The organism is Amycolatopsis sp. TRM77291 (assembly GCF_054166285.1).
Window position 1 is genome coordinate 487,487 of sequence record NZ_JBSZHF010000001.1, and the last position, 24,204, is coordinate 511,690.

Here is a 24,204-nt window from a genome sequence, read left to right on the forward strand (position 1 = left end):
ACGATGGCGAACTACACCGCCGCAGACGTGAAGCGTCTCCGGGAGCTCACCGGCTCCGGCATGATGAACTGCAAGAAGGCGCTGGAGGAGAACGACGGCGACTTCGACAAGGCCGTCGAGTTCCTGCGCATCAAGGGCGCCAAGGACGTCGGCAAGCGCGCCGAGCGCGCCACCGCCGAGGGCCTCGTCGCCGGTGACGGCGGCGTGCTGATCGAGCTCGACTCCGAGACCGACTTCGTCGCGAAGAACGAGGACTTCCAGGCTCTCGCCGCGAAGATCGTCGAGGTCGCGAAGGCCGAGAAGACCAGCGACGTCGAGAAGCTGAAGGCCGCCTCGCTCGACGGCAAGACCGTCGAAGAGCAGGTCCAGGAGCTGGCCGCCCGCATCGGTGAGAAGCTCGAGCTTCGCCGTGTCGCCGCTTACGAGGGCACCACCACCACGTACCTGCACCGTCGCGGTGCGGACCTCCCGCCCGCCGTCGGCGTGCTCATCGAGTACACCGGTGAGGGCGAGGCCGCCGCCGAGGCCGCCCGTGGCGCCGCCATGCAGGTCGCCGCGCTCAAGGCCAAGTACCTCACCCGTGAAGAGGTCCCGGCCGAGATCGTCGAGAACGAGCGTCGCGTCGCCGAGGCCACCGCCCGCGAAGAGGGCAAGCCGGAGCAGGCCATGCCCAAGATCATCGAGGGCAAGGTCAACGCGTACTACAAGGACAACGTCCTGCTCGAGCAGCCGTCGGTCAAGGACAACAAGAAGACCGTCAAGGCCCTGCTCGACGAGGCCGGCGTGTCCGTGAGCCGGTTCGCCCGGTTCGAGGTCGGCCAGGCCTGATCCAGGCGCGGAACACAAGAATCACCACTGTGCCCCGTCTCCGTCCATCGGGGACGGGGCACAGTCGGGTTCGGAGCATTAGGGAGGGCGACATGGGTGTCCGGGTCGAAGGCGGATACCGGCGGGTGCTGCTGAAGCTGGGCGGCGAGATGTTCGGCGGCGGTTCCATCGGGGTTGATCCGGATGTGGTGCACTCGGTCGCTCAGCAGATCGCCGACGTCGCGCGGACGGGCGTGCAGATCGCCGTCGTGATCGGCGGCGGCAACTACTTCCGTGGCGCGGAGCTGTCGCAGCGCGGCATGGACCGCGACCGCGCGGACTACATGGCGATGCTCGGCACCGTCATGAACTGCTTGGCGTTGCAGGACTTCCTGGAGAAGGAGGGCCTGCCGACCCGCGTGCAGACCGCCATCACCATGGGGCAGGTCGCCGAGCCGTACATCCCGCGCCGCGCCGAGCGTCACCTGGAGAAGGGCCGCGTCGTCATCTTCGGTGCCGGGGTCGGCATGCCGTACTTCTCGACCGACACCGCCGCCGCGCAGCGCGCGCTCGAGCTCGGCTGCGAAGCCGTCTTGATGGCGAAGGCCGTCGACGGCGTCTACACCGCGGACCCGAAGAGCGACCCGACCGCCGAGATGTTCCACGAGATCAGTCACCGCGAGGTACTGGAGCGGGACCTCAAGGTCGCCGACGCCACCGCGTTCAGCCTGTGCATGGACAACAACATGCCGATCATCGTGTTCAATCTGCTCACCGAGGGGAACATCGCCCGCGCGGTCAGTGGTGAGAGGATCGGCACCCTGGTCGACACCCCCGCCGACGGGGTGCCCGCGTAGGCCTGCTCTGATCTTCGCAATCGGTACGCATACACAACTACGGGAGTTGCCGTGATCGACGAGACCCTCCTCGACGCCGAGGAGAAGATGGAAAAAGCGGTGTCCGTCGCCAAGGAGGACCTGTCGTCGGTACGCACCGGCCGGGCCCACCCGGGGATGTTCTCGCGCATTGTTGTCGAGTACTACGGCGCGCCGACCCCGCTGAACCAGATGGCGAGCGTCAACATCCCCGAAGCCCGGATGGCGTTGATCAAGCCTTACGACCAGACCTCGCTCAACGCCATCGAGAAGGCGATCCGCGAGTCGGACCTCGGCGTCAACCCGAGCAACGACGGCAACGTGATCCGCATCGTCATCCCGCAGCTCACCGAAGAGCGCCGCAAGGAGATGGTGAAGGTCGCCAAGGCCAAGGGTGAGGACGCCCGCGTTTCGATCCGCAGCGTCCGCCGCAAGGCCAAGGAAGAGCTCGACCGGATCAAGAAGGACGGCGAGGCAGGCGAGGACGAGGTCGTCCACGCCGAGAAGGAACTCCAGAACCTCACCGACACCTACAGCCACAAGGTCGACGAGCTGGTGAAACACAAGGAAGCCGAGCTACTCGAGGTCTGATGAGCCAGGTGAGCGAGGAACGCGAGGACCGGGTGGACGCCCCGGAACCGGTTCCGGCCGAGAAGCCGGAACCGGCGAAAAAGGTTTCCCGCGCCGGCCGCAACCTGCCCGCCGCGATCGGGGTCGGGCTGCTGCTGGGGGCGGCGATCGTCACGTCCCTGCTCACCGTGCGCTATCTGTTCATCGGCATCATCGCGATCGCCATCGCGGTCGGCACGATCGAGCTGGCCGGCGCACTGAAGCGCGCGGCGGGCATCCGGATCGCACTGGTCCCGGTGCTCGTCGGCGGTCAGGCGATGATCTGGCTGGCGTGGCCGTATGGCCGTGAGGGCGCGCTGACGGCGTTCGTGCTGACGGTGCTCGTCTGCCTGCTGTGGCGGTTGCCCGGCGGCGCGGACGGCTACCTGCGCGACATCAGCGCGTCGGTCTTCGCCGCCGCGTACATCCCGCTTTTCGGCGCCTTCGCCGCCATGCTCGTCCCGCCGGCGGACGGCGTGGGCCGGGTGCTGGCGTTCATGATCGGTGTGGTCGCTTCGGACACCGGCGGGTACATCGCCGGTGTACTGGGCGGCAAGCATCCGATGGCGCCCAGCATCAGCCCGAAGAAGACCTGGGAAGGGTTCGCCGGTTCGCTCGTGGCCGGAGTGGTCGCCGGCGCGCTGACCCTGAGCCTTCTCCTCGACGGTCACGCTTGGCAGGGCGTCCTGTTCGGCGCGGCGATCGTCTGCACGGCGACACTGGGCGACCTCGTCGAGTCGCTGATCAAGCGTGACCTCGGCGTCAAGGACATGGGGAACATGCTCCCGGGGCACGGCGGGCTGATGGACCGGCTCGACTCGTTGCTTCCTTCGGCCGTCGTCTCCTGGCTGCTGCTCTCCGCCTTCGTGCCTCTTTAGGCCAAGTCCCGGCCGACCTCGCGGCGGTGCACAATTGCCGGTTCTGTGCGGGTTTTCGACCCGGGAGCGGACTCAGTCGTCGTAGGGGTCGTCGACTTCGGCGGTACCCCAGCCCTCGACGGCCCGCGAATGGTCGATCACCGCGAACACCGAACCGTCCGGGTCGGCGAGGATCGCCATCCGGCCGTACGGGGTGTCATAGGGCTGGACCACGACGGCACCGCCGAGCATCAAGGCCTGTCCCGCCGCGGCGTCCGCGCCGCGGGCCGGGTCGAGCTCGAAGTAGACCATCCAATGCGGGGGCGTGTCCGGCCGGTACTCCGAACCCATCACGTACCGGTACAGCACGGGTTCGTGTTCGATGAGCCATTCGGCGTAGTCGAGCGAGGCTCCGTCGCCGATCTGGTGGCTGGTGTAGTTGAAGAGGCGGCAGTAGAAGTGATCCGCCGCCGCCCCGTCGTGGGTGTTGAGATCCGCGCCGCTGAAGGTGTTCGGCACCCCGGTCGCGAACTCCCAGGTGGCGGGCGGCTCCCAGAAGACGACGTGCGCCCCGCACGCGTCGACGGCGTGGACGATGTTGCCGCGATGGGGGATCGCCACCGGCCCGAGTGTGACCCGGCCACCGAGGCTGTCGACCCATTCGGCGGCCGCGGCCGCCTGTGGCACCGAGATGTGGACGCTCCAGCCTGCCGGACCGCCGGTGCCCGCGCGGTACAGACCACCGGCCGGGACGCCGTTCAGTGTCGCGATCGAGTAGCGGCCGGTCGGTGTCGCCGGATCACGCTGGACGACGTACTCCCAGTCGAAAAGCCCGCTGTAGAAGGTTTGTGCGGCCGATTCGTCTCTGCACGCGAGCTCGATCCAGCACGGGATTCCCGAAGGTATGACGGAAGTGTGGGCGGCCGAGCCGAGCGACATGCGGTTCTCCCTTACCGGTGGGAGTAAAGTCTAGTCGCTGACCGCATTGTTTTCCGTCAAGGATTTCGACCGGACGACCCAGGAACCCGGCCCGGTGTCCCTTCGTTGGAGCTTCCGTGCGCTGGTTTCCCCGAGCCCTCTCCTCCCGCCGCGGCGGTGAGGAGGTGCTGCCGAGCCCGAACATCTGGTACTACCGGAAGGCCTACGAGGTCGAGAACCGCGCGCAGGACGTCGACGACGAGATCTGGCGCGTGCTCGCCGGGTATCGCGACTGGTCCGGCGCGGACGTCCTCGACATCGGCTGCGGTGACGGTTTCCATCTGCCGCGGTTCGCCGCGACGGCGCGGTCGGTGGTCGGGGTCGAACCCCATGAGCCGCTCGTCCTCGACGCGCGGAAACGGGTGGAGCGACTGGAGAACGTCGAGGTGCGGCAAGGGCGTGCCCAGCGGCTTCCCTTGCCGGACGCGGCTTTCGACGTCGTCCACGCGCGCACCGCGTACTTCTTCGGCCCCGGTTGTGAGCCCGGTCTTCGCGAAGCGGAGCGGGTGCTGCGTCCGGGCGGGCTGTTGGTGATCGTGGATCTCGATGTGACGAGTGAGCCCTACGGACGCTGGATGCGGCTGGATCTTCCGCACTACGACCCGCCCGGGGTGGAGAAGTTCTTCGCCCGTCAGGGATTCGGTTGCCGCAAGGTGATGACGCGGTGGCTGTTCGAGGACGCCGCCGCGATGGAAGCGGTGCTGAAGATCGAGTTCAGCGCTCCGGTCGCGGCGAAGGCGATCGCGGATGTCCGGCGCCTGAACGAGGTTTCGTCAGGTTCCGGGGAGAAGCGGATGACGCTGCCGGTGGGCTATCGCGTGCATACCCGCGTCAAGCCCACCGGCCTCGTCGTGCCTGGTCACTCCGTGTCCTCGTCCGGAGTGACGTCCTCGGCCTCGCCGAGGATGCCGTAGATCGTCCGTCGTGCCTCGTTGAGCACGTCGACGGTGCGGGCCTGCTGGCTTTCGCTGCCGGCGTGCATCACCTGCGCGACGGCCGCGGCCAGGGTCGCGCCGGCCTTCCGGAGGTTGACCTCGACCGGGTCGACGTCGTGGGCGATCTGCTCCCACGGCGGGACGGCGTCCTGCTGCTCGGCCGCGGCGCGGCCGGATTCGGTGAGTTCGAACAGTTTCTTGCCGTTCTCGTCCTTGCTGATCACCAGGCCTTCGTCGGCGAGCAACTGCAGGGTCGGGTAGACCGAGCCGGGGCTCGGCTTCCAGAAGCCGCCGCTGCGTTCGCCGATCTCGCGGATGATCTCGTAGCCGTGCCTCGGCTGCTCGGACAGCAGCGCCAGGATCGCGGCGCGGACGTCACCGCGTTTGCCGCGCCGCCCGGGGCCACCACGGCGGCCGTGCCGGTGCCGGTGGCCCGGTCCGCCCGGACCAGGCGGGAAGTCGCCGAAGCCGCCGCGGGACCAAGGTCCGAAGGCCGGCCGGCCGTGTTCTGGAGGGAAGGGTCGTCGTCGCATGAGGTGAATCCTTTCTACGTACTGTCTCGACACGTTCACGATATATCGGAAACAGTCGCACGGCAACCCGTTCTCGGTGATCTGGCTCTCAGGAGAGGTCGAGCGCGAGCAGATCGATGCCGCCGGAGTCGAACTCGCCGACCTTCCGCCAGCCCCAGCGCCGGTACAGCTGCCGGGCGGGCGCCTCGACGCGGGACGCGAGTACGGCGAACCGCTCGGGCCGCTCTTTCAGCAGGTCATCGAGCAGAGCCCGGCCGAGCCCGCGCCCACGGAGCTCGGGGAGGAGCGCCAGCTCGTACACGTAGAACAGCTCTTCACCGTCGAGCCACGAGGGCGCGGGAGCCGTCGCGCGTTCGGGCCACCAGCCCATTTCCTGCCGGACCCCGTAGGCGAAGCCGCCGAGTGCTCCGGCCTCGCGCACCGTCGTCATCGCGAACCCGGGGAGCGCGGCGTGTTCGGCGAACAGCACACCGAAGCGGGCTACGTCGTCCTCGCCTTCGAGGTACGGCGGTTCGCGGTAGACGCGGCGGTAGACGTCGTCCAGTTCAGAGCGCACGGTTCAGTCTGCCCAGCACCACGATCGCCACGCCACAACAGCCGATCAGCACCAGCCACGGCAGAGCCGCACCGTGCGACAGCAACCAGGTGAACGTCGCCGGGGCGATCACCCGCGCCACGCTCCACACGAGTTCTTCGAGGCCGAGATAACGGCCGCGCAACCGCGCCGGGGCGATCGCGACGGTCAGCGCGCTGCTGGTCGGCGCCTGGAGCAGTTCGGCGGCGGTGAAGACGATCATCGCGAGGGTGAGCACGAGGAACGCCGTCGTGGGCTGCCCGGTGGGCACCAGCGCGAACAGGACGAACGACACCGCCCACACCGCGGCCGAAACCTGGAGCGTGCGCGGCATGCGACGCCGCTCGACCCGGCGCGACACCACGGTCTGCGCGAGCACGACCAGCACCGTGTTGATCGCGAACAGGACACCGGGCTGCCAGGCCGGCAGCTTGAGGCCGTCGAGGACGTACGCGCTCAGCAAGACGGTCAACGCCAGATCGCACAACGCGAAGACGAAGACGGTCACGAGGACGCCCCGGAAGATCCGGTCGGCGAACACCTTCCGGTAGCCGCCTGGGGGAACGGCCTCGGATTCGCTCTCGCGAGGGGCGCCCGCCGGGGCTCGCCACGAGGCGACCAGAACCGCGGCGACGACGAAACTCGCCGCGTTGACCAGCACGATCGCCGTGTAGCCGCCGGGTCCGCCCCAAGCGACCATCGCGGCGCCGAGTAGCCCGCCGAGCCCGATGCCGACGTTGCGCAGCGCGCGTTCCATCGCGTACCAGCGGGCGCGCTGGCCGTCGTCGGCCACCTGCGCCACCAGCGCGCCGGTCGACGGCCAGAACATGCCCTCGCCCCAGAACGTGATCGCGGCGAGGACGACCAGATGCCAGGCCTCGCCGGCGAAGAGATAGCCGGTGAAGGTCACCGCCCGGATCAGGTTGGCGGTGATCACCATCCGTCCCGGCCCGAACCGGTCGATCAGCCGTCCGGCGAGCGGACCCGACGGCAGCGCGATCATCGCCGCGATCGACAGCGCCACTCCGACGGCCGTCAGCGACAGACCCTTCGCCGCGTGGAAGTACACGACGGCGAACGGCAGGAACAAACCGGTCCCCAGCGCGTCGACGCTTTGCGCCGCGATGAGCGGGAACCGGCCGCGAGTGCTCGGGAGACCGAGCAGGTCGGCGGCGGCCATCACGCGTGGGGGAGCGGGAAGACGTTGAGTTCGTGCTCGGCGAGCGGTTCGTCGCGCCAGCCGAGCGCCACCGCCGCGTCGGCGATCCTTCCGTTGCCCCACAACGGAGATCCTGCGGGGAAGTTCGACACGAGCCCCGGGACCAGCGTATGCGCGGCGTGGAATCCGGCGGCCGCGACGTCGCAGGTCGTCAGGTCGACGCTGAGCACCTCGAAACCGCGGGCTTCGACGCGGGATTGGTAGGCCTTGAGCCGCCGTTCCCCGAGGGCGGGCAGGTCGTCCCAGCCCCGGCTCGGCAGGTCCGTGAGCCAGGGCGCCACTCGCTTCACGGCCCGCGGGTCGAGATAGATCTGTTGCTGGCAAAGGAGATCCGCGACGTCGGCGAAATCTTCGCGGTACGAGTCCAGGTAGCGCCGATCGGCCCGGTGCGGTTTGAGGTTGCCCAGATGCGGCAGGTCCCGGCGCATTCCGGCCAGTTCGCGTTCGTCGTCGAGGGCGCGGCAGGTGTGCTGGAGCGTGAACCCTTCGGCGAGCGCCTTCTTCGCGGCCTCCAGCGCGTCCGGCCGGGTCGCGAAACCGATCGACAGCCAGCGTTTCACGCGGTCGAGGACCACCGCGGCGACCACCGGGACGTCGAACTCGTTGTCCAGGTGGATGAGCGTGACCTCGTAGTCGTCGGTGGCGTCGGCGATGAGCGACCGGATCTCGTCCGGGATCGTGAGCCTGCCGAGCCGTGGCGTGTTGGCCCACCAGAGCATGGTGGTGTCGCGCTCGAGGACCTCTTCGAGGCCGGAGGTGACGGCGTGCTCCTCGGTGGTCCCGCTCGCGAGGCCGGCGATCAGCGGATCGGCGAAAGACGCTTCCCCCGGTTGGCGTTCGTTCGAGAACAGGAACGCCGGAACCCAGACGGGTTCTCCGCTGGTGTGGGAGAAGCCTTCCACCCATGAACATTCCGTGTCCTGGGTCAGCGGCGCGAACGGGAAACCCGGCGACCGGTACTGCGCGGCCGAATAGAGGTTCAGCCGTCGCGGGTCGAGTGCGGGGACGCCGTAGCGGAAGAATTGCTTGTAGCTGCCGAAGCACACTTCGCGCTCCGGAGCGAGCCAGCTTCCGCAGTAGCGCTCCACCGCTTCGCCGATGGCCGACTGGCGCGCGAGGTCGAAGTCGTGCCACGACGTACCGAAGGCCTGACGGTCGTTGGGCCAGTTCGTCACGCGGCGCATGTCCGCGACATCGACCGCGCAGACCCGCAGCCGGGCGGGCATCCCCGGCGCGGGCGGGATCTCGCCGACACCGGTCACGATCCCGGTCTGGTCGTCCACCAGCAGACCGGGGTCGGTCGTGGCGGGAACGGCCCGGGCCCGGTCGGGTACGGGGAGGATCGGACGGCGGATCTCGGTGAGGTCCGCCGGGTTCAGTTCGATCTCACCGGTGATCAGGCCGGATCGTCCGCCGGAGAGCCAGTGTTCGAGATGGACGGCGAGGGTGGTCAGCGCCCAGCGGGCGTCGCCCGGCCGAAGCGGGGTGGAGTCACAGGGGGCCGAGAGGAACGCTTCGACGACACGCGGGTCCTGCGCGGCGGAGCGGCGCCGTGCGACGACGTCGGCGAAATCGATGCCGCCGGGCGCGATGGCGGGTCCCGCGATCACCCGGCCGCGTTCGCGGCGCAACGGCAGCCAGCGCACCCCGCTGCCGGCGCACAACGCGTCCAGCGCGATCAGTTCGGTGTAGGCGGGGTGATCGAAGGCCGCGACCACGACGGTGTTCTCCATGTCAACTTCGGACAGATCGTGGAAATAGGGGACCGTCTCGACGCTCGTGTATCCACCGCCGTGGAGGATTTCCGCCAGCGGCTCGATGAGCGCGGGCGAACCGGTGAGAAGGATCGAGGTGGCGGCGACGTCGTCGGCCCCGGTGTCCAGGCCGGAGCGGAGGCAGCCGTCCGCTTCGAGGATCTCCATCATCTCCTCGTAGTCCGGATCCATGCCGGCCAGCAGCTCGGCACGGGTGCGGGTGCCGTCGCATCGGCTCGCCCAGGCACGGAACTCCCGGGTGGGCGCGGCGATGTAGAACTGTCCCCCGTTGGGCGTGACGAGAAAGCAGAGCTCCGGTTCGAGATCGGTGATCTCGATTCCGTCGAGCCGCGGTCTGATGTCTTCGGACCCCATGGCAACCCCATCGTTTCCAGGACTTCCGCCTCGCCGCCGCGGTCCCGGAAGCGGGACCGCGGCGGCGCGGGCGGCTTTCGTCGGCCGGTTTACTTGGCGGCGGAACGGTTGTGGACGACCGCGCGGTTGTGCACGACGGCCCGGTTGTGGACGACCGCGCGGTTGTGGACCACGGCGCGGNGGACTGCCGCCTCGCCGCCGCGGTCCCGGAAGCGGGACCGCGGCGGCGCGGGCGGCTTTCGTCGGCCGGTTTACTTGGCGGCGGAACGGTTGTGGACGACCGCGCGGTTGTGCACGACGGCCCGGTTGTGGACGACCGCGCGGTTGTGGACCACGGCGCGGTTGTGGACGACGACGGCGGCGGGGCGCTCGAAGGTCGAGATCATGAGTCCTCCTGATTTTCACTCGGGGTCGTCACGCTCCGTGGCGCGACATGACCAAGTCTCGGGCCTGACGTGACCTCCCGACGTCTCCTGATATGCGATCCGCACGGACGGCCCGGGCACGGTTCACGTGACTTGGGAAACAGCGATCCGGGGCGGCGAAGGCGCGTCAGAGGTGGACATGGGACACTGAGTGAGCTATGACTGCCCTCCCTCTCGTCTTCGACGCGCCCAAGCGCGGCCTTCCGCCGCGCCACCTCGCCGACCTTTCCGCCGCCGAGCGGGCCGCTGCCGTCGCCGAGCTGGGGGAGAAGCCGTTCCGCGCGAAGCAGCTTTCGAACCATTACTTCTCGCGGCTCACGGTGGACCCCGAGGAGATGACCGACATCCCCGCGGCGTCGCGGGAGAAGCTCGTCGGCGATCTGATGCCGACGTTGCTCACCGAGATCAAGGCGCTCGCGTGCGACGACGGCACCACGCGCAAGACGCTGTGGCGCGCGCACGACGGGACGCTGCTGGAGAGCGTGCTGATGCGCTACCCGGATCGGGCGACCCTGTGCATCTCGAGCCAGGCGGGCTGCGGCATGGCGTGCCCGTTCTGCGCGACCGGCCAGGGCGGCCTCGACCGGAACCTGTCGACCGCGGAGATCGTCGACCAGGTCCGCGCCGCCGCCGCGGTGATGCGCGACGGAGCGATGCCCGGCGGACCCGGCCGACTGTCGAACATCGTCTTCATGGGCATGGGCGAGCCGCTGGCGAACTACAAGCGGGTGGTGGCGGCGGTCCGGCGGATCACGGATCCCTCGCCGGACGGGCTCGGTATCGGACAGCGTTCGGTGACGGTGTCGACGGTGGGGCTCGCGCCGGCGATCCGCAAGCTCGCGGACGAGAAGATGCAGGTGCGGCTGGCGGTTTCGCTGCACACGCCGGACGACGAGCTGCGGGACACGCTGGTGCCGGTGAACGAGCGCTGGTCGGTGGACGAGGTCCTGTCCGCGGCCCGGTACTACGCGGACACATCCGGCCGCCGGGTCTCGATCGAGTACGCGCTGATCCGGGACGTCAACGATCAGCCTTGGCGTGCCGAGCTGCTGGCGAAGCGGCTCCGCCAGCACCTCGGCCAGCTGGTGCACGTGAACGTGATCCCGCTGAACCCGACGCCTGGCAGCAAGTGGGACGCCTCGCCGAAGCCGGTGGAGCGGGAGTTCGTCCGGCTGGTGAACGCGGGCGGAGTGGCGTGCACGGTTCGTGACACGCGTGGTCAGGAGATCGCGGCGGCGTGCGGTCAGCTCGCCGCCGAGAACTGAGTCCTTCCTTTCAGTGATGGAGATTTTGTCGTGATGTATGCCCCCAGCCTGCTGGATCCGGCTGCGGAGGAGCTGAAGCTCACGGACGTGATCGGCCACGGCGCGACCGGTGTCGCGCGCGAGGCCAGGACGTTGCTCGGTGAGCGGTTCAGCTCGGTGACCTTCATGTACGTCCTGATGCGGGCGTTCGAGGTGGAGTACATGGCGGCGCGGGACGCTTCGCGGTGGCACGAGTTCCACGGCGGGCCGTACGCGTTGTCCGACGCCGACCTCGAAGCCCTGCTGGCGCCCTGGCTCGGTTCCCGCCGCTAGACCGCGAGGTGACAGGATGCGGGCGTGTATTGCCTGCAGGCCGTCGTCGTCACCGAGTCCGCACGCGCTGAATTGCTCGCTTCGGTCGAGGGCGCGCGGCTCGTCCCGCTCGTGCATCACCTGTCGCTGATGCCGTTGCCCGAGGCGATGTCGGAAGCCGGGGAATTCCGGACCGTGCTCGCCGCGTGCTCCGAGCACGGCGCTGTGGCGTACGTCGAGGCCGAGTACTTCGGTGGTGCCGGGACGCAATCCGCGCAGGTGTGGGACGGCGGCGAGACGGTCCTCGGCCCGCTGCACCTTCCCGAGGACGAGACGGCCCCGGCCGCCGGCAGTCCGATTTCCCAGGCGCTTCGGCGGCTCGGCGTGGCCAAGGGCGACCACTTCGACGAGTTCGACGCCGTCGGGCTCGGCAGGCACCGCCACACCGGCGATTGGCTCTCCTCTTAGCGATCCGCTCCTCCTCTGCCGCTGGGCCGGACGGCCCAGTCACACGGCGGTCATGGCCGTCGGCGGCGACACTCGATGAAGACTCATGAGGAGGTGGACCGGATGTCCGCGACCAAAGCGAGACAGGTGCGCCACAACACGGCCGTCCAGGTGCTCGGACGGATCGGGATGGGCTGCTACGGCCTGGTGTATCTGCTCATCGGGTACCTGGCGGTGCGCGTCGCCGTCGGCGGTGGCGGCCAGGAGGCCGACGGCCGTGGCGCGATCACCGAGGTCGGCTCGACCCCGATGGGCGGCGTGCTGTTGTGGGTGCTGGCGGCGGGGCTGGTGGCCTACGGCCTGTGGCAGGGGCTGCTGGCCGCGGTCGGCTACACCTGGATCGACAAGCAGAGGAAACGCACCGTCAAACGGGTGACGTCCGGCGTGCGCTGCGTGGTGGGGATCTCCTTGGGCGTCTACGCGGCCAGGGTCGCCATGGGCTCGGGGGAACAGGGCAGCGGCGACCAGAAACAGCAGGAGTTCACCGCGCGGCTGCTCGGGTTGCCCGCCGGGCCGTTCCTGGTGACCTTGGTGGCCGTCGTCGTGTTCGGGGTCGCGGTGGGTTCGGTGGTGAAGGGCGTGCGCCGGACCTTCCTGCAGGATCTCGACCTCTCGCGGCTCCCGTCGGGGACGCGGCGGTGGGTCGAGCGGCTCGGCAGGATCGGTTACGTGGCAAGGGGTGTCGTATTCGGCGTGGTCGCGGTACTCGTCGGCTACGCGGCGCTGACGCACGACGCGGCCCGCTCCGGCGGGCTCGACGCCGCCCTGCGGACCTTGGCCGCCCAGCCGTTCGGCACGGTACTGCTCATCGTGGTGGCCGCCGGGGTCGCGGCCTTCGGCGTGTACTGCGTCGGGGCGGCACGGGCACAACGTGGCTGACGGCGCGGCCTGGGCCTGAACGGAAGGTAGGGGCGGCGTAAGAGTGGCCTCGTGTCTCACTTTGAGACATCGGCGATCAGAGCGACGACGCGGCGCGATAGTCCTTCGGCGAGGTCCCGAGAAGCCGGGTGAACATCGTGGAGAACGCGGCGGGGCTCTCGTAGCCGAGCGAGGCGGCGATCCCGGCGATGGGAAGACCGTCCGACAGCAGCGAGAGGGAATGCAGTACGCAGGCCCGCTGCCGCCAGCGGGCGAAACCCATCCCGGTTTCGGTGGTGAAGAGCCGGTTCAGCGTCCGCTCGCTCACGTGCAGCCGGTCGGCCCAGCCGCCGACCGGATCGTGGATGTCCGGAGCGTCCAAAAAGGACTCGCACAGGGCGCGCAGCCGGTCGTGCTTCGGCAACGGGAGATCGAGGCGGACCGGGGCGGCCCGGCGGATCTCGTGCAGGGTCAGGCCGATGACCGCGGCGTCCCGCCCGCGCGGGGTGTACAGCCCGGGCACGCCGACGGCCTCGTTCAGGAGTTCCCGGAGCAGCGCGGAGACTTCGACGACCTGACAGCGGCGCGGGAACCACGGCACCGCCTTCGGCTCGATGTACAGGCTCCGGGTGCTCACGGTCGTGGTGAAGACCTGATGGACCGTTCCCGGCGGCACGAGCACCGCCCGCCGCGTCGGGATGGTCCACGTGCCGTCGGCCGTTTCGACCCGCATCGATCCCGTCGCGCTGTAGAGGAACTGCGCCCGCCGGTGCCGATGCGGGAGGATTCGGTGCCCCGGCGGGTAATCGGTGCGGATCGCCACCACGGCGCGGTCGAGGTGGTCGACCTCGTCGATGGGGATGTCGCGCACCTCACCCAGCCTACGCCGGGTGTCCGATGCGCGAAAGAAAGTGGCGTTCTTTCGAATGCCCGCCGCGCCGCGGGCGCCTACCGTCGCAGGAGTGCTGATCGAGATCTCGGTGCTCCTCGCGTTCGGTTGCCTGAGCGGGGTCACCACCGTCCTTTTCGGATTCGGCGGCGGTTTCGTCACCGTGCCCGTCGTCTACGCCTTCGCGCTCGCCGATCCGGAGCACGCAGCGTCCGCGATGCACGTGGCGGTGGCCACGTCGACCGCGGTGATGGTGGTCAACGCCGGGAGCGCGTCCGTCGCGCAACTGCGGACAGGACGGCTACGCCGCGACTATTTGTGGCCGCTCATCGCGTTCATCGGCCTGGGTGCCGTTCTCGGGTCCTTCGCGGCGACCATGGCCGGCGAGGGCGTGCTGCGCTGGCTCTTCGTCGCCTATCTCGCGCTGACCATCGCCGACAGCGTTGTCCGGAAGGGATTCGTGAGCAGGCGGGACGACGGCAGGCCGCGCGCGCTCGGCGGGTTCACCACCACCGCGGGCGGAACGGGGATCGGTGCCGTGGCGAGCTTTCTCGGCGTCGGGGGCAGTGTCCTCACCGTCCCGCTCATGCGGCGCAAGGGTTTGCCGATGGCCGACGCGGCCGCGCTGGCGAACCCGCTGAGCCTGCCGGTGGCGGTGATCGGCACGGCCGTCTACGCCTTCGCGGTGACGGGCCCGGCCCCGGGCGCCGCCCACCTCGGCTACATCGACCTGGTGGCCGCGGGGGCGCTGCTGTGCGGATCGCTGCCCGCCATCGCCGTGACCCGCCGGGTGGTCGGCCGCATCCCGGATCGCGCCCACGCCATCGCGTACCTCGCCTTGCTCGCCACCGCGCTGATAGCGCTCGTCGTCCGTTAGTGATCCGATGAGTTCGGGTGATGTCAAGCCTTGACAAGGCATTGTCGGGATGGCAAGGGGTTATCGGCAGGCAAAGATCCGACGAATCCTCTATACCTTTGGGAGAACTTGCGCCAAGATCTCCCGCATGAAACTGAGATCGATCACCAAACGCATGTTCGTTCTCGGACTGCTGACGGCTCTCGGGACCACCGGGGCGACGTCGGTGGCCACCGCCGAACCCCAGCTGCCGCCTGCCGAGGTCAACGCGACCGGACAGCCGCACGGCGCCTGGGACCCGGTCGGCCCGAACAGCGTCGGCGGGCTGCTGGCGGTTTCACCCGCCGGGCTCGCGATGATGGTGCCCGGCCCGCCCGCCCTGTGGCTCTCCGGCGACCGCGGCGCCTCGTGGACCGTGCGCAGGGGCCTGCCGGCGGACACGTCCATGCAGGGATTCTTCGCCGATCCGGTGAACCCGGACCGGATGCTCGCGGTGGGCAACTCGCCCGGCGGGATGCCCGGCGAGTGGCACGGGATGCTGCTGCGGACCACCGACCGTGGTCAGAGCTGGGAGACCCTGCGCGAGTGGTACCCCGACGGCGCGTTCGGCATGGCCACGGACCCGACGGGCCGGGTCGTCGTGGTGCAGAACCTCGACTCGCTGAGTGTCAGCATCGACGGGGGCGAGCACTGGAACGACGTGCCGAGGACCTGGCCGCGCGAGGGGATCGCCTCGCCGGTCGGCGCGCTCAAGCTCACGATGGTCGGCGACGACGCCTACTTCGCGACGGTGTACCCCGAATACGCGCTCTGGGTGGTCCGCGGCGTCAGCGGCAAGGAGCGGCGGGCGGAACTCGTCTACCGCACCAACGGCGAGGTCAATCAGGTCGCCGCGGACGGCGGGCGGCTCGTGGTCACGGTCGGCCCCGAACTCCACGGTTCCGCCGACGGCGGCAAGACCTGGACGGTGCTGCGCCGCGAGCCGGCCGGGCAGACCCTGCGCGAACCGCGTTTCGTCGGCGGACGCCTGTACGTCTCGACGTATAACGACATAGACGTCAGCCCGGACTTCGGCCGCACCTGGGCCCGCAAACCGGTGCCCGCCCCGGGCGAAGGCGTCAGCGACATGATCGAGCTTCCCGCAGCGCCGGGCAAACCCGCCACCACGCTGATCTCCTCGCTGTACCGCGGCGTGTACGCCGATGGCGGCAAGAGTGGATACCAGCAGATCGGCGTGCCCGGTGAGACCATTCGCGACCTCGTGACCACCGGGAACCTCCTGCGGGAGAGCGTCGTCGCGGCCGGTGTGCAGGAGATCTACAACACCCCGCTCCCGCGCGGCAAGGTCTCCGCGACCGACCGCGTCTGGCAGTCGCACCCCACCGACCGGCTGCACGAGGACGCGAGCCTGTCCGTCTCGCCGAGCCGTCCGGACGTCGTCTGGCAGGTCACCCGGAACGGGTTCTCGCTCGACGTGCTGCGCAGCGGTGACGGCGGGCGGACCTGGCAGTTCGCGGCGAAGGCGAAGGAAGGGCTCCCCAGGACGATCTTCGCCCATCCGGCCGATCCGGACCGGATCTTCGTCTCGGCCTTCGCGCCGACCGGTTACGTGCTCTACCGCAGCGACGACGCCGGGAAGACCTGGGAAAAGCACTCGGTCGACAGTGGCTTCATCACGTTCGCCGGCGATCCGTGGAACCCGAACCGTGTCTGGGGCGGTGACTCCGGCGGTCTGTCCCGGTCGGACGACGGTGGCAAGACCTGGACCCACGTCTCCGATGAACCGGTCAGTTCCATCTCCGTCAGCCGATGGGGTGGCGGACGCGTCCTCGTCGGTGGCGCGGGCATCCTGCTCAGCGAGGACGACGGGCGGACGTTCCGCCGGGTCCGCGACGGCGAGGATCCCCGCGAGATCAGCCGGATCCGGCCGCATCCGTTCGACTTCCGGGTGTGGTTCGCGAGCAGCGCGACCGGGGGAGGCGTGCTGCGCAGCACGGACTTCGGCCGCACCTGGTCGCCGGTACCCGGCGCGATGCCCGATCCCAGGGTGCTCTCCCTCGCGATCAGTGCCGACGGCCGGTATCTGTTCGCCGGCACCGCGCAGTCCGGCGCGTACCGGTTGAAGCTGTACTGAGTCCGAGCGCTTCGTGGCCGGAGAAAGTTCCGGCCACGAAGCGTTTACTCGGTCCCCCGTCGAATGTCAGAGTCGAGTGCATGGCCATCGACGTCGCCGCCCTCCGGCTCCACTTCCCTTCCCTCGCCGACGGAACCGCCTTCTTCGACGGGCCCGCGGGTACCCAGACACCCCGGCCCGTCGCCGACGCCATCGCCCGGACGCTCACCGGGCCGCTGTCGAACCGGGGCAAGGTCAGCCCGTCCGAACTCAACGCCGAGAACGCCGTCGTGGCCTTCCGGGCCGCCTACGCGGACTTCCTCGGCGTGCCTGCCGAAGGTGTCGTCCACGGCCGCAGCGCCACCCAGCTGACGTACGACTTTTCCCGGCATCTGGCCAAAAACTGGTGTGCGGGCGACGAGATCGTCGTCAGCCGTCTCGATCACGACGCCAACGTCCGGCCGTGGGTCCAGGCCGCGGAACGAACCGGGATGACCGTCCGCTGGCTCGACATCGATCCGGAGACCACCGAACTCGACCTCGATACGCTGGTCCTCACCGAAAGGACGAGGCTGGTCGCGGTCACGGCGGCTTCGAACGTCCTCGGTACGAAGCCGCCGATCCGCCGGATCGCCGATCTCGCCCACGACGCCGGGGCGCTGGTGTTCGTGGACGGAGTCCACTACGCCGCCCACGACCTGGTTGACGTTCCCGCGCTGGGAGCGGATTTCTTCGTCTGCTCGCCGTACAAGTTCCTCGGCCCGCACTGCGGGGTGCTCGGCGCGTCGCCTGCCCTCCTCGAAACCGTCGAGCCGGACAAGCTCCTGCCGTCGCCCGGCACCGTGCCCGAACGGTTCGAATTCGGCACGCTGCCCTACGAAATCCTCGCGGGCGCGACGGCGGCCGTGGACTTCCTCGCCGCACTCGACCCTGGATCGGCCGGACCGCGGCGGGCGCGGCTGGCGAACTCGATGAACTCGTTGCATGAGCACGAACACACGCTGCGCGCCAGGCTGGAGAAAGGGCTGGGCGACGGCGTCACGGTCCACGGCAAGGCCGCCGACCGGACGCCGACCGTCCTGATGGGCCTCGGCGGCCGCGAGCGCGAGGCGCAGAAGTACCTCGCCGAGAGGAACGTCGTCGCACCGGCGGGATCCTTCTACGCCTACGAAGTCTTCGCTTCCCTGAAACTGGAGGACCCCGCGCTCCGCGTCGGGCTGGCACCGTACACCAGCACCGAGGACGTCGACAGGCTGCTGGACGGGCTTTCGGCGTTCGGGTGACAGGCCACAGTGGACAGTGCGGCGGGCCTGTGCCGGACGGCCTCCGCCGCTTCACCCGGGACCCGTAACTCGAACAGGTTGGATTTCCGCGCCGCCGCCGGGAGCCGTATTACCGTTCGGTCATGATCGACAACGGGAGGTTCGCGATGCGTTTCCGGTCGGTGGCCGCTTCTGTCCTTCTCGGTTGCGCGCTGTGCGTCGCGCCCGCGGCACTCGGGGCCGGGGCGCGGTCGCTCGCGATCCAGCCCTGCCCCGAGGTCAACGATCCGCCCGACTACACGATCTCGAACGGCGCCAAGGCGTGGATGAAGACGAATCTCCGCAGCGACTACCTGCGCGGGCCCGGGACGATCACCTACAACAAGACCACGACCTCGTCGGTCAACGCGTCCATCACCGGTACGACCAGTGCCGAGGCGGGCGTCATCTTCGCGAAGGCGAGTGTCTCGCTGGCGGTGAGCGTCGGGGCGAGCTACTCGAAGTCCGATTCCTGGTCCTATTCCGCGACGGTGCCCGCCGGGAAGACGTTGCGGTTGCAGCAGTACAAGGAAGCGCGCTCGTTCACCGTGCAGAAGTACCGGATCGTCCCGCCGTGCAAGGTCAAGTACCTCTGGAAGAAGAACGCCGTCGCGCCGGTCAAGAGCCCCAGCTACCTGTGGCAGCTCATCGGCTGACCCCGGTTTTGGGGCCGATCACAAGACTCGTTCGCCCGATCTTGTGATCGGCCACATGGACCTACGGTGACCGTGCCGACACGCTGGGAGGAGCGTCGCGGGCAACGGGGCCCGGACGGAACGGGACGGTGGCCACGATGGGGAGACTTCGCGCACGGATACTGATCGCCGGGATGGTCGCGCTCGCGACCGTGGGCATCACGCCCGCCGCGACGGCCGAGACCGGCATCGCGAGCCGGTGGAGTGAACCAGGGCCCTACGCGGTGACCGTCGAGGCCCTCGACAGCACGCACACCGTGTACCGGCCTTCGCGGCTGGAGAAGCACCCGGTGATCCTGTGGGGCAACGGGACCGGTGCCAGTCCGAAGATTTATGACGGCTTGTTGCGGCATCTGGCTTCCCACGGCTTCGTGGTCGCGGCGGCCGACACCCCGAACGCGGGTTCCGGCCAGGAGATGCTGGCCGGGGCCACGACCCTGATCGCGGAGAACTCCCGACCCGGCAGCCCGTACCAAGGGAAGATCGACACGGCGCACATCGGCGCCACCGGCCACTCCCAGGGTGGCGGCGGGGCGATCGCCGCCGGCGCGGACGCCCGCGTCACCACGACGATCCCGATCGAACCCGGACCGCAGGGCTCGGCCGCGGCGCTGAAGGGTCCTTCGTTCTTCCTGGGCGGGCAGTTCGACAACATCGTCGTTCCCGGGTTGTTGGTCATTCCGCGGTACCGCCTGGCGGACCAGGTCCCCGCGATCTACGGCGAACTCGCCGGAGCGACCCATTTCACGCCGGTCGGCGACGGGGGCGGGTTCCGCGGCGCGATCACGGCGTGGTTCCGGTTCTGGCTTTCCGGCGACGAAGGGGCCCGCGCGGAATTCTTCGGCCCTTCCTGCGGATTGTGCCGTGACGGGGCGTGGTCCGACGTCCGGCGCAACGCGAAGGCGCTGGCCGTCCCGGGCGCTTGATCGACGGATCTTGTCGGTGCCCGAGGCTAAGGTCTGCCGCAGCAGCCTGACCTGGAGGGATATCCGCGATGACCACACTCGTCAACCGGCCGAACACCGCGCTCCTCGTCGTCGACGTCCAGAACGGAGTCGTCGACGAGGCCCACGAGCGCGACGCCGTGGTCGCGAAGATCGGCGGGCTCGTCGGCAGGGCGCGCAGGGAAGGCGTGCCGGTCGTCTGGGTGCAGCATTCCGACGAGGAACTCGTGCGGGACAGCGAAGAGTGGCGCATCGTCGGCGAACTGGACCGTGAAGATTCCGAGCCTCTCGTCGAAAAGTCCTATGGGGATTCGTTCGAGGACACCGATCTGGAGCAGGTGCTCGCCGAGCGCGGGGTCGGGCGGCTCGTGGTCGTCGGGGCGGAGACCGACGCCTGCATCCGTTCGACCCTGCACGGCGCGATGGTCCGCGGGTACGACGCGACGCTGGTCGGCGACGCGCACACGACCGTGGACAAGTCGGAGTGGGGAGCGCCGACACCGGAGCAGGTCATCGCGCACACGAACCTGTACTGGCGGTATCAGGCCGCGCCGGGCCGGAAGGGAGGGACGGTCAAGGCGGAAGACGTCGTTTTCCGCGGCTGAACCGCTTCACCGCGTTCCCGGCCAGCACGCGATCAGCAGTCCGGCGTCGCCCGTGAAACCGCTGCCGTAGTGGGACTTCGCCGCGTCGAGCACGCGGCGGACGATTTCCGGCGGTACGTGCCCGGCACCGGCGGCCAGGCTGTCGGCGAGCGCGAACCTCTCGCGGTCGGCGGCGCCCGCTCCCGTGAGGCCTTCGGTGTGCAGGACGAGGAGGTCTCCGGGACGGAGGCGAGCGGTCGTGATGTGCCCGGGGCCGCCGTCGCCGAACGGTGGTCGCCGTGCACTGTCCACTGTGGCCGGCCCGTGCCCGGTGCCGAACACGAGCGGTGGTTCGCCGCCCGCTTCGAGATGGCGCAGGGTGCCTCGGGTGAGGTCCAATTCGGTCAGCGTGCCGCGGACGGTGGTGCCGTCACGGAACTGCGCCGAAAGTGCTTTGTCGACGGTGCTCTCCTGGCCGCGCAGGTCCTGGCCTTCGCGACGGGCCGATCGATAGGCCGCGAGCGCCGTCGAGACCGCCAGACCCGCGGACCCGGTGTCCCGGCCCGCGTCGAAGATCGCCAGCCACGCCGTCGTTTCGGAAAGGGCGTAGTCGAAGGACACTCCGCGAACGTCGTAGGCGGGCTCGACGCCGCCCGCCACCACGAAGTCGCCCGTCGCCGCCGTCAACGGCGGCAGGTTCTGCCAGAGCAGTTCGGCGGTGGGACCGCGCCACCTCCGGCGCCGGGTCGTGTCGAGGCCGTCGCCGTAGCGCATCGCGGCGGCGATGAGGTGGCCGGACAGCGACGCGAGCCACTCGCACTGGGTGCGCAGCGCGGGGTCGTGGAGGTCGGTGCCCTGGAGGGCGCCGATCTCGAGCACGCCCATCCGCTCGTCGCCGTCCAGGAGCGGGGTCCACAGCCGCGGCCCACCCGGCTCCTCGGTCAGCACGGTGCCGGCGTGCCGGTAGGCCCGTCCGGCGGTGCTGGCCTCGATGGGCAGCGGCACCCGGGCGGGCGCGGACTCGGCGGGGAGGGGGTGGAGCTGCCGCTGCTCGTAGTCGGCGAGATAGACCGTCAGCTCCAGGTCGAGCGACCGGCCCGCGGCGGCGACGATCGCGGGCAGCCGCTCTGGAGAGACCCGCTGGGCGCCGTCGAGAAGTCCCACCAGCGCGGCCAGGAGACCGCGGGGGCGGCTGTCGTCCCCGGCGTCGCGGCTGTACGGTGCCCGCCGCGCGCCGGAAAGCTCGTCGAGCCGCTCGTTGAGCGCGTGGGCCACCATGTCGCGCTGGATTCTGGACAGGTGGAGCACGCCCTGCAGGTAGGCCGACAAGTCGGCTTCGCTGACATCGCCGCCCAGCGCGAAATACCTCAGCCACAGTTGCTCCAAGGTGAGGCCTGTGCGCGCGAAGCATTCGGCGATGATCCGTCGCTGCTCCGCGGCCTGGAGCGAGGACACAGTGATCACCCCCGGGGTTCTCGGCGACACTGGCCCGGGTACCACCGCGCCGCCAGGTGAAACATGAGCCGTCCCGGCGCGGAATACGCCAGGTGGCCGAACCGGGTATCGCCGCTGTGGCCGGAAGACGCGAACCGGCGCGCGCCGAACGTGGGTCGCGGTAGGCCGGGTGATCGCATTCGGCTAAGGTCGGTTTCCGAAAGCGGTTCTGAGCGTTGAGAAGTTAGCGCCGATCCGCCGGTAACCGGGTTGGTTGCGGCGGTTGATGGTGCGCGCTCGGCGCCGGTTCCCGCCGGTGACTCCCGTGGTGCATCACGCCGATGTGCAGAAGTGGGAGAGGCGGGCTTTGGCCGATGAATTCGACTGGCAGCAGGACAAGAACCGATTCGTCGAGGATGTCGGCGACGGCGACCTGCCGGTGACCTCCGAAAGCGGCGCCCGGCTCATCGCCGGGCCACTTGTCACTCAGTTCGTAGCCCTGACCAGGGCGTTGCTGGATTCCGGCTCGATCGCGGCGGTGCTCGAACGGGTGGTCTTCGCAACGCGTGACCTGGTGCCGGGCGCGGATCTGGTCAGTGTCACCCTCCTCGATCCCGACGGCGGCTTCCACACGCCGGTGCGGACCGATGAGATCGCCGGTGAACTGGATCAGCTGCAGTACCAGTACGGCGAGGGTGCTTGCGTCGAAGCGGCGCGGGTTTCGGGGCCGGCGGCGGCGTTCAGCGACAATCTGGCGGAAGACGCCCGGTGGCCGCGCTTCGGTCCCGCCGCGGCGGCGCTCGGGTTCCACTCGCTGGTCTCGACGGCCCTCCTGCCGGAAGCGTCGAGTTCGCAGCTTTCCGGCGCGCTGAACGTCTATTCGCGGAGCCCGCACGGCATCGCCAAGGCCGACCGCGACGTGCTGCTGCTTCTGGCGACGCACGCGTCACTGGCCTTGGCGACGACACACGCGGTCACGCGAGGCCAGCTCCAGGAGGAGCAGCTCCAGCAGGCGCTCGACAGCCGTGACGCGATCGGGCAGGCCAAGGGCATCCTGATGGCGCGGCGCGGGATCGACGCCGCGGAGGCGTTCGAGGTGCTGCGGCACACGTCGCAGAACATGAACGTCAAACTCCGCGAGCTGGCGGAGATGCTGTCCAAACGGCATACGGAACTGCAACTGCCGGACTGAGCGGGCGGCCGCCACTACGATCGCGGTCATGGGTTTCGGCGAGCTGGAGTTGTCGCGGACGTTCGAATGGCGTGGCCGTTCGGTGGCGTGGGAACGCCTCGGCGAAGGCGCCCCGGTGGTGCTGTGTCACGGGACACCGTGGTCGGCGCAGCTGTGGGCGCCTTTCGCGCGAGCGCTCAGCGCGGAATTCGCCGTCCACGTCTGGGACATGCCGGGGTACGGCCGTTCGTCGAAGGATCCCGGCCACGCCGTCGATCTCGGGATGCAGGGCGATCTTTTCGCCGATCTGCTCGCGCATTGGGGGTTGACCGCCCCGCACGTGATCGCCCACGACTACGGCGGGGTCGTTTCCCTGCGCGCGAAGCTGCTGCACGGCGCGGAATACGCCTCGCTCGCCCTGGTGGACGTCGTCGCGCTGCGGCCGTGGGGTTCGGAATTCTTCCGGCTCGTCGCGGAGAACGCCGAGGTCTTCCAGGCACAGCCCCCGGTGGTGCACCGAGGAGCGCTGGAGTCCTACATCGGGACGGCCTCCCATCGTGGTCTCACCGGCGCGCAGCTGGCCACGCTGACCGGGCCTTGGCTGGACGCGGACGGTCAACGCGCCTTCTACCGGCAGATCGCCGAGGCCGACGTCCGGTACACCGACGAGATCCAGGACCGTTATCCGGAACTGGCGCTGCCGGTGAAGGTGATCTGGGGCGCGGACGACACGTGGATCCCCGTGGACCGGGCCGAGCAGCTCGCCGCCGCGATTCCCGGTGCCCTCCTGGACGTCATTCCCGAGGCCGGGCATCTGATCCAGTACGACGCGCCGGTCGAACTGGCTTTCTCCCTGCATCGGTGGCTCACCGCGGAAGTGGGCCGGTGGGGACCTGCCGGGAGCGGACGCTGAACCGCGCCGTCAAGATCGACATCGAGTCATTCGGATATCAGAATTCGTCTACGTGATATCCGGCGACGTACGCGCTCGAAAGCAGGGCACCGTGACATTCCGCCGTCGACGGGCCGAAACCGATCGGGACCCAATGCCCGACGGTGTACCAATAGGAGGATCCGGACGCGCAGTGGGCGACCACCCGGTAGGTCTCCGAGTGTCTCGGCAGCGAGAAGCAGGTCAGGGAAATGCCCTCGCCGAAGAGGATTCCGTAGCGATCGCCGTTGCATCCGTAGGGTGGGAACCTGCCTTCGGTCGCCGCGGAGGCCGGCGTGGCGGCCAGGAATACGGCCGCCGAAAAGGCGGCCATGACTAAAGCGGCGATTTTCTTCTTCATCGAATTCTCCCGCGGCTCGTTCCCAATGGAATGCCAAGGTTAGCCGCACGGAAGAATTGTCGT

26 protein-coding genes are annotated in these 24,204 nt (G+C 69.3%); 17 read left to right on the forward strand and 9 right to left on the reverse strand.

Translation table 11 applies throughout. From position 1 onward, the window contains the following. Positions 1–3: 3 nt before the first annotated feature. The 4 genes from tsf to ACXIZN_RS02310 all read left to right on the forward strand — a co-directional run bounded on the left by tsf (position 4) and on the right by ACXIZN_RS02310 (position 3,169). Positions 4–828, forward strand: a complete 825-nt coding sequence (tsf, locus tag ACXIZN_RS02295) for a translation elongation factor Ts (RefSeq protein WP_340687351.1) — start codon at positions 4–6, stop codon at positions 826–828. A 92-nt stretch (positions 829–920) separates the two neighbouring features. Further along, the gene (gene pyrH / locus ACXIZN_RS02300) at positions 921–1,664 is read left to right on the forward strand and encodes a UMP kinase (RefSeq protein WP_005154669.1); all 744 of its coding nucleotides are present in this window, start codon (positions 921–923) and stop codon (positions 1,662–1,664) included. A gap of 51 nt (positions 1,665–1,715) precedes the next feature. Beyond that, positions 1,716–2,273, forward strand: a complete 558-nt coding sequence (frr, locus tag ACXIZN_RS02305; protein WP_034310934.1) for a ribosome recycling factor — start codon at positions 1,716–1,718, stop codon at positions 2,271–2,273. Beyond that, entirely contained in the window at positions 2,273–3,169 is an 897-nt protein-coding gene (locus ACXIZN_RS02310) for a phosphatidate cytidylyltransferase (RefSeq protein WP_126733405.1), read from the forward strand. The genes frr and ACXIZN_RS02310 overlap by 1 nt, the downstream gene beginning before the upstream one ends. Before the next feature lie 72 nt (positions 3,170–3,241). On the opposite strand, the gene ACXIZN_RS02315 is transcribed toward ACXIZN_RS02310, so the two are convergent. Beyond that, a complete protein-coding gene (locus ACXIZN_RS02315; protein WP_457952288.1) occupies positions 3,242–4,087 on the reverse strand; it encodes a VOC family protein in 846 nt (281 codons plus the stop codon). A gap of 116 nt (positions 4,088–4,203) precedes the next feature. Between ACXIZN_RS02315 and ACXIZN_RS02320 the strand changes: the two genes are divergently transcribed. After that, the gene (locus ACXIZN_RS02320; protein WP_457952289.1) at positions 4,204–5,040 is read left to right on the forward strand and encodes a class I SAM-dependent methyltransferase; all 837 of its coding nucleotides are present in this window, start codon (positions 4,204–4,206) and stop codon (positions 5,038–5,040) included. On the opposite strand, the gene ACXIZN_RS02325 is transcribed toward ACXIZN_RS02320, so the two are convergent. The 5 genes from ACXIZN_RS02325 to ACXIZN_RS02345 form a co-directional block, all read right to left on the reverse strand. Continuing rightward, positions 4,986–5,594 (reverse strand): PadR family transcriptional regulator, encoded by a 609-nt coding sequence (locus ACXIZN_RS02325; protein WP_457952290.1) that lies wholly within the window; start codon positions 5,592–5,594, stop codon positions 4,986–4,988. The two genes, ACXIZN_RS02320 and ACXIZN_RS02325, sit on opposite strands and share 55 nt — an antisense overlap. An 88-nt stretch (positions 5,595–5,682) precedes the next feature. After that, on the reverse strand, positions 5,683–6,150 hold the full coding sequence (locus ACXIZN_RS02330) for a GNAT family N-acetyltransferase (RefSeq protein WP_457952291.1): 468 nt from the start codon (positions 6,148–6,150) through the stop codon (positions 5,683–5,685). After that, on the reverse strand, positions 6,140–7,348 hold the full coding sequence (locus tag ACXIZN_RS02335; RefSeq protein WP_457952292.1) for an MDR family MFS transporter: 1,209 nt from the start codon (positions 7,346–7,348) through the stop codon (positions 6,140–6,142). Before ACXIZN_RS02335 ends, ACXIZN_RS02330 begins: the two co-directional genes overlap by 11 nt. Further along, entirely contained in the window at positions 7,348–9,516 is a 2,169-nt protein-coding gene (locus ACXIZN_RS02340) for a YcaO-like family protein (RefSeq protein ID WP_457952294.1), read from the reverse strand. The genes ACXIZN_RS02335 and ACXIZN_RS02340 overlap by 1 nt, the downstream gene beginning before the upstream one ends. 251 nt (positions 9,517–9,767) lie before the next feature. After that, the gene (locus ACXIZN_RS02345; protein ID WP_257485210.1) at positions 9,768–9,902 is read right to left on the reverse strand and encodes a hypothetical protein; all 135 of its coding nucleotides are present in this window, start codon (positions 9,900–9,902) and stop codon (positions 9,768–9,770) included. Positions 9,903–10,099: 197 nt separating this feature from the next. Between ACXIZN_RS02345 and rlmN the strand changes: the two genes are divergently transcribed. The 4 genes from rlmN to ACXIZN_RS02365 all read left to right on the forward strand — a co-directional run bounded on the left by rlmN (position 10,100) and on the right by ACXIZN_RS02365 (position 12,883). Beyond that, positions 10,100–11,206 carry a 23S rRNA (adenine(2503)-C(2))-methyltransferase RlmN gene (gene rlmN / locus ACXIZN_RS02350; protein WP_457952296.1) on the forward strand — a complete coding sequence of 369 codons (1,107 nt, stop codon included), beginning with the start codon at positions 10,100–10,102 and terminating at the stop codon, positions 11,204–11,206. A gap of 33 nt (positions 11,207–11,239) precedes the next feature. Further along, the gene (locus ACXIZN_RS02355; protein ID WP_126733397.1) at positions 11,240–11,518 is read left to right on the forward strand and encodes a hypothetical protein; all 279 of its coding nucleotides are present in this window, start codon (positions 11,240–11,242) and stop codon (positions 11,516–11,518) included. Positions 11,519–11,542: 24 nt separating this feature from the next. After that, positions 11,543–11,965 (forward strand): hypothetical protein, encoded by a 423-nt coding sequence (locus ACXIZN_RS02360; RefSeq protein ID WP_457952297.1) that lies wholly within the window; start codon positions 11,543–11,545, stop codon positions 11,963–11,965. A 102-nt stretch (positions 11,966–12,067) separates the two neighbouring features. Beyond that, positions 12,068–12,883 (forward strand): DUF1206 domain-containing protein, encoded by an 816-nt coding sequence (locus ACXIZN_RS02365; protein ID WP_257485213.1) that lies wholly within the window; start codon positions 12,068–12,070, stop codon positions 12,881–12,883. A gap of 76 nt (positions 12,884–12,959) precedes the next feature. Here the strand turns inward: ACXIZN_RS02365 and ACXIZN_RS02370 are convergent, their stop codons facing one another. Beyond that, positions 12,960–13,733 carry an AraC family transcriptional regulator gene (locus ACXIZN_RS02370; protein WP_457952298.1) on the reverse strand — a complete coding sequence of 258 codons (774 nt, stop codon included), beginning with the start codon at positions 13,731–13,733 and terminating at the stop codon, positions 12,960–12,962. A 91-nt stretch (positions 13,734–13,824) separates the two neighbouring features. Here ACXIZN_RS02370 and ACXIZN_RS02375 point away from each other — a divergent pair, with 91 nt between their 5' ends. From ACXIZN_RS02375 to ACXIZN_RS02400, 6 genes are all read left to right on the forward strand, one after another. After that, a complete protein-coding gene (locus ACXIZN_RS02375; protein ID WP_457952300.1) occupies positions 13,825–14,628 on the forward strand; it encodes a sulfite exporter TauE/SafE family protein in 804 nt (267 codons plus the stop codon). Between the two features lie 127 nt (positions 14,629–14,755). Beyond that, positions 14,756–16,741: a peptidase S8/S53 subtilisin kexin sedolisin gene (locus tag ACXIZN_RS02380; protein ID WP_457952302.1), complete on the forward strand. Its 1,986-nt coding sequence runs from the start codon at positions 14,756–14,758 to the stop codon at positions 16,739–16,741. Between the two features lie 80 nt (positions 16,742–16,821). Continuing rightward, entirely contained in the window at positions 16,822–18,003 is a 1,182-nt protein-coding gene (locus tag ACXIZN_RS02385) for a cysteine desulfurase-like protein (protein ID WP_457952303.1), read from the forward strand. A gap of 122 nt (positions 18,004–18,125) precedes the next feature. Continuing rightward, positions 18,126–18,677, forward strand: a complete 552-nt coding sequence (locus tag ACXIZN_RS02390; protein ID WP_257485220.1) for a hypothetical protein — start codon at positions 18,126–18,128, stop codon at positions 18,675–18,677. Positions 18,678–18,814: 137 nt separating this feature from the next. Continuing rightward, positions 18,815–19,642, forward strand: coding sequence for a poly(ethylene terephthalate) hydrolase family protein (locus tag ACXIZN_RS02395; RefSeq protein ID WP_457952304.1), 828 nt, complete (start codon positions 18,815–18,817; stop codon positions 19,640–19,642). 68 nt (positions 19,643–19,710) lie between these two features. Then, the gene (locus ACXIZN_RS02400; protein WP_457952305.1) at positions 19,711–20,265 is read left to right on the forward strand and encodes an isochorismatase family protein; all 555 of its coding nucleotides are present in this window, start codon (positions 19,711–19,713) and stop codon (positions 20,263–20,265) included. Positions 20,266–20,271: 6 nt separating this feature from the next. Here the strand turns inward: ACXIZN_RS02400 and ACXIZN_RS02405 are convergent, their stop codons facing one another. After that, entirely contained in the window at positions 20,272–21,699 is a 1,428-nt protein-coding gene (locus tag ACXIZN_RS02405) for a PP2C family protein-serine/threonine phosphatase (RefSeq protein ID WP_457952307.1), read from the reverse strand. Positions 21,700–22,045: 346 nt separating this feature from the next. Between ACXIZN_RS02405 and ACXIZN_RS02410 the strand changes: the two genes are divergently transcribed. Both ACXIZN_RS02410 and ACXIZN_RS02415 read left to right on the forward strand, forming a co-directional pair. Continuing rightward, on the forward strand, positions 22,046–22,870 hold the full coding sequence (locus tag ACXIZN_RS02410) for a GAF and ANTAR domain-containing protein (RefSeq protein WP_457952309.1): 825 nt from the start codon (positions 22,046–22,048) through the stop codon (positions 22,868–22,870). 28 nt (positions 22,871–22,898) lie between these two features. Beyond that, positions 22,899–23,762, forward strand: a complete 864-nt coding sequence (locus ACXIZN_RS02415; protein WP_457952310.1) for an alpha/beta fold hydrolase — start codon at positions 22,899–22,901, stop codon at positions 23,760–23,762. A 37-nt stretch (positions 23,763–23,799) separates the two neighbouring features. On the opposite strand, the gene ACXIZN_RS02420 is transcribed toward ACXIZN_RS02415, so the two are convergent. Beyond that, entirely contained in the window at positions 23,800–24,141 is a 342-nt protein-coding gene (locus ACXIZN_RS02420) for a hypothetical protein (protein WP_457952312.1), read from the reverse strand. Positions 24,142–24,204: the final 63 nt, after the last annotated feature.

What these genes read in the sequence shown, in the direction of transcription:
- tsf (WP_340687351.1), top strand. Translation starts at nt 4, where the DNA reads ATGGCGAACTACACCGCCGCAGACGTGAAGCGTCTCCGGGAGCTCACC.
- pyrH (WP_005154669.1), top strand. Translation starts at nt 921, where the DNA reads ATGGGTGTCCGGGTCGAAGGCGGATACCGGCGGGTGCTGCTGAAGCTG.
- ACXIZN_RS02310 (WP_126733405.1), top strand. Translation starts at nt 2,273, where the DNA reads ATGAGCCAGGTGAGCGAGGAACGCGAGGACCGGGTGGACGCCCCGGAA.
- ACXIZN_RS02315 (WP_457952288.1), bottom strand. Translation starts at nt 4,087, where the DNA reads ATGTCGCTCGGCTCGGCCGCCCACACTTCCGTCATACCTTCGGGAATC.
- ACXIZN_RS02325 (WP_457952290.1), bottom strand. Translation starts at nt 5,594, where the DNA reads ATGCGACGACGACCCTTCCCTCCAGAACACGGCCGGCCGGCCTTCGGA.
- ACXIZN_RS02335 (WP_457952292.1), bottom strand. Translation starts at nt 7,348, where the DNA reads ATGGCCGCCGCCGACCTGCTCGGTCTCCCGAGCACTCGCGGCCGGTTC.
- ACXIZN_RS02340 (WP_457952294.1), bottom strand. Translation starts at nt 9,516, where the DNA reads ATGGGGTCCGAAGACATCAGACCGCGGCTCGACGGAATCGAGATCACC.
- ACXIZN_RS02345 (WP_257485210.1), bottom strand. Translation starts at nt 9,902, where the DNA reads ATGATCTCGACCTTCGAGCGCCCCGCCGCCGTCGTCGTCCACAACCGC.
- rlmN (WP_457952296.1), top strand. Translation starts at nt 10,100, where the DNA reads ATGACTGCCCTCCCTCTCGTCTTCGACGCGCCCAAGCGCGGCCTTCCG.
- ACXIZN_RS02355 (WP_126733397.1), top strand. Translation starts at nt 11,240, where the DNA reads ATGTATGCCCCCAGCCTGCTGGATCCGGCTGCGGAGGAGCTGAAGCTC.
- ACXIZN_RS02365 (WP_257485213.1), top strand. Translation starts at nt 12,068, where the DNA reads ATGTCCGCGACCAAAGCGAGACAGGTGCGCCACAACACGGCCGTCCAG.
- ACXIZN_RS02380 (WP_457952302.1), top strand. Translation starts at nt 14,756, where the DNA reads ATGAAACTGAGATCGATCACCAAACGCATGTTCGTTCTCGGACTGCTG.
- ACXIZN_RS02385 (WP_457952303.1), top strand. Translation starts at nt 16,822, where the DNA reads ATGGCCATCGACGTCGCCGCCCTCCGGCTCCACTTCCCTTCCCTCGCC.
- ACXIZN_RS02390 (WP_257485220.1), top strand. Translation starts at nt 18,126, where the DNA reads ATGATCGACAACGGGAGGTTCGCGATGCGTTTCCGGTCGGTGGCCGCT.
- ACXIZN_RS02395 (WP_457952304.1), top strand. Translation starts at nt 18,815, where the DNA reads ATGGGGAGACTTCGCGCACGGATACTGATCGCCGGGATGGTCGCGCTC.
- ACXIZN_RS02400 (WP_457952305.1), top strand. Translation starts at nt 19,711, where the DNA reads ATGACCACACTCGTCAACCGGCCGAACACCGCGCTCCTCGTCGTCGAC.
- ACXIZN_RS02415 (WP_457952310.1), top strand. Translation starts at nt 22,899, where the DNA reads ATGGGTTTCGGCGAGCTGGAGTTGTCGCGGACGTTCGAATGGCGTGGC.
- ACXIZN_RS02420 (WP_457952312.1), bottom strand. Translation starts at nt 24,141, where the DNA reads ATGAAGAAGAAAATCGCCGCTTTAGTCATGGCCGCCTTTTCGGCGGCC.